2 protein-coding genes and 1 pseudogene are annotated in these 2,898 nt (G+C 44.8%); all 3 read right to left on the bottom strand.

The features are described 5' to 3' along the window. Positions 1 to 317: 317 nt before the first annotated feature. Positions 318 to 752 carry a lysozyme inhibitor LprI family protein gene (locus Q0236_RS06700; RefSeq protein ID WP_297916274.1) on the bottom strand — a complete coding sequence of 145 codons (435 nt, stop codon included), beginning with the start codon at positions 750 to 752 and terminating at the stop codon, positions 318 to 320. A gap of 127 nt (positions 753 to 879) precedes the next feature. Beyond that, the gene (locus Q0236_RS06695; RefSeq protein WP_297916272.1) at positions 880 to 2,583 is read right to left on the bottom strand and encodes an ammonia-forming cytochrome c nitrite reductase subunit c552; all 1,704 of its coding nucleotides are present in this window, start codon (positions 2,581 to 2,583) and stop codon (positions 880 to 882) included. Between the two features lie 18 nt (positions 2,584 to 2,601). After that, positions 2,602 to 2,898 (bottom strand): annotated as a pseudogene (locus tag Q0236_RS06690) (cytochrome c nitrite reductase small subunit); the annotation flags it as partial.

Genomic DNA, 2,898 nt, shown 5'->3' with positions numbered 1-2,898 from the left:
TATACACCTCCATGTTTATCACATCGACCTTCCTGCTACAGCCGCTAAAGATCAAAACGGCCATAACGCTCACCGCAATCAGTAATTGTTTCATAAGACTACTCCTTAAAAAATATTCGCGAGATTATATGAAATAAAAGATAAATGTAAGTTTAATATTTAGCTTAGATTTAAACAAAATTTACGCGCCTTTGCGGAATTTTAAAGCGTAAATTTAAAAGCAGTCGTTTGGATAAATTTTAAAATTTTATCTCGGTGGGCGCTGCGTAAATTTAGCAAATGCAAACCCGCCGAGAATTTAAACAAAAGCAAGCGGCCTATTGACCTTTAAAAATTTCGATGACATGCCCCAGCTCGCCTATGCGCTCCTTGGTCATCTGCAGATAGCAATCCGCCGATTCCACGCGGTAAAGCTCGCCCTCAAAAGGGATAAACGGGCATTTGGCCTCTTTGTAGGCTACCCATTTTCGCTGGATCTCTTTCAGCTTCTTTTTGTTATCGTCGTTTAGGGCGTCTAGCGCTTCTTTGTAGGTCTCGTTTAAAATTTTATCCTGGATCTTCAACTCCGCATTGATGCACTTGATGTTGCCTTCCGCCGAGCCGTCCTTTTTGAGACACTCGCCCATCCTTGCTTCAGACTCGTCCGCCTCGCTCGTTTCTAAGCCTGCCGACTCTTTCACCTTTACGGAAAGCGGCCCGGCGCCGAAAGCCAAACTCGCTGCAAACGCGGCAAAAATCAATTTTTTAACCATATTTTATCCTTTAAATTTTGCTGAGAATTATCCCTAAAAACGGCTAAATAAACAATAAATTCTAAATTTACAAATAAAGCGAGCAAAAGGGTAGCCTGGGTAAATTTGATTTTAAAATTTTTAGAATTTAGGATTTAAAATTTAGATTCTTGACGTTTTCGTCAGTCTTCTTCATAGCCTCGGTCGGAGCCGCACCAATAGGATATTTGTGTCCCAAAGACTCAGGCGCAGGAACAGGAGTAGCCTCTTGAGTTAGCTTGATGCTGATGCCGTATGGCGCAAGCTCATTAACTAGCTCGATCTGTCCTTGGCGAGCGAACTCTTTGCATTGTCCTAGAATTCTAGCAGCCTCTTCATCTCCGTGGAAGCCGTAGCTGTTTTCGCTAAATGCGAAATCCCAGCGGATGTGAGTTTTGCGGTGCAAGTAAAGAGTCTTTTCAAGAGCCTTACTGATCGCTTCTTTTCTCTCTTTTTCATCGGCGATCAAAGCAAATTTCTCATGCTTAGCTAGCTCTGCACGGGCGGTTTTTACGTCTTGGATCAAAGAAAGTAGCGCATTTTCGCAGTTTCTTAGCTCGTAAGCGTGGCGATTCTGAACGAACGCGATTCTATCTTTTAACACCTGCTCGCTTTGCGGGTGGCAAGTTTTGCAAGCCGCGTTTATATCGGCAAGCGGAGTTAAAATTTCATGCTCGGTGATCTTTTGAGCCCCGGCGCGTTTATACGGCATATGGCAGTCCGCACACGTTACGCCGCTTCTTCCGTGGATACCGGTCGAGCTTAGCTCGGCCTCAGGGTGCTGCATTTTAATGATTTTTGCACCGGTATCTTTATGGATATAGTCAAATTTAAATCCGTCTTTAGCTAGCTGATCGTCGTAGTATTGGTCGAAATTTTCGATCTTAAACGGCTCGCCTTTCTTCCAGAAATTCCAAGGGAAAGTTAGAGTTTGGTTTTTGCCGAAGTAGTACTCGACGTGGCACTGCATACAAACGAAGTTTCTCATCTCCTGTCTGCTGGCTTTTATGCCGCTTTTCGCGTCGGCCTCGTAGCCGCGAGCAGCCATTGCATTAACAAATCCAGGTCTTGTTACTCTTAGGCTCATATCGTCCGGGTGGTGGCAGTCTGCACAAGTGCTTCCCAGGTGCGATCCGTGGATACTCTCTCCGTGTTTGGCGGCGATCTTTTTCATAACGTCAAAGTATGGGATAGAGTTCATCTTCGTCCAAGCAGCTTTTCTCTTTTCGCCTTCCTCTTTCGGCATTACGTCGAAGAAAGGCATCGGCTGGCTAGCTGCTGGAGTCGGATCTTCGGTTAGTTTGTAATCAGGATCTAGCTGAAGCGCGGTCAAATAGCCGGTATGGCAGTTTACACAGGCGCCTGGTTGACCTTTAAACGCAGGAAGTCCGTGAGCATTTAAAAATTCTTTATCGTTTCTTTTGGTCTCGATCTGATCTATTTGAGTATAGTAGTGGGTTCGTGGTTTGCTGTAATCAACGCCGAACGCATAGCCGTTCCAAAACACGGTAGCCGCAGGCCAGCGAATAATCTTACTATAAGGAAAATCTCCGCCGAAAGCGGTTTCTACAAATTCGCTTCCTTTTGGATTTTCGTCGCTTTTATGCTCCATTTTTTTGTAGCCGTCAAGCTGATTTGGGAAATTTGCGCCCCATTTTTCAAAATCCGGCTCGAGCTCGCTTACCTTATTTAGCATTAGCGGGTAAGTTTTCTCCTCCGCTTTCTTTTCGCCTATATCGGTAAAAAGAGCGAACATCGCAGCGCCTAAAACTACCGCCACTAAAAAGGCGATCGCGTACAACACTTTATTCATTTTTTCCTCCTGTTAAATTTAAAAATTGTGCGCGTGTCCGGCCTCTCTGTGGCAAGAAACGCATTCAAGGGCTTGATAGTCGTTGCCCTTATGACTTTGAGCCTTATCGTTAGGCACAGCATTACCTATGGCACGCGGATCGATTACGTTTGCGGCGTAATCTTTATGACAAAAGATGCAGTTTTGCGTCATATTTTTTTTGGTCTTTTCATGAGCGGTAAATGCATATGGATTTTTCTTGAAAGTAACGGCGTAGGCGTGTCCGAGGCCGCTTTGAGCTTTCATTATCCAATACCCCAAGAAATCGTGCGGCAA

It is taken from the genome of uncultured Campylobacter sp., from assembly GCF_938031315.1.
Lineage (GTDB): Bacteria > Campylobacterota > Campylobacteria > Campylobacterales > Campylobacteraceae > Campylobacter_B.
The sequence above is the reverse complement of the archived record's forward strand: the minus strand, read 5'-3'. Positions and strand labels throughout refer to the sequence as shown.

Excerpts from the sequence above, each read along its gene's own strand:
- Q0236_RS06700 (WP_297916274.1), bottom strand. The coding sequence starts at position 752 with ATGGTTAAAAAATTGATTTTTGCCGCGTTTGCAGCGAGTTTGGCTTTC.
- Q0236_RS06695 (WP_297916272.1), bottom strand. The coding sequence starts at position 2,583 with ATGAATAAAGTGTTGTACGCGATCGCCTTTTTAGTGGCGGTAGTTTTA.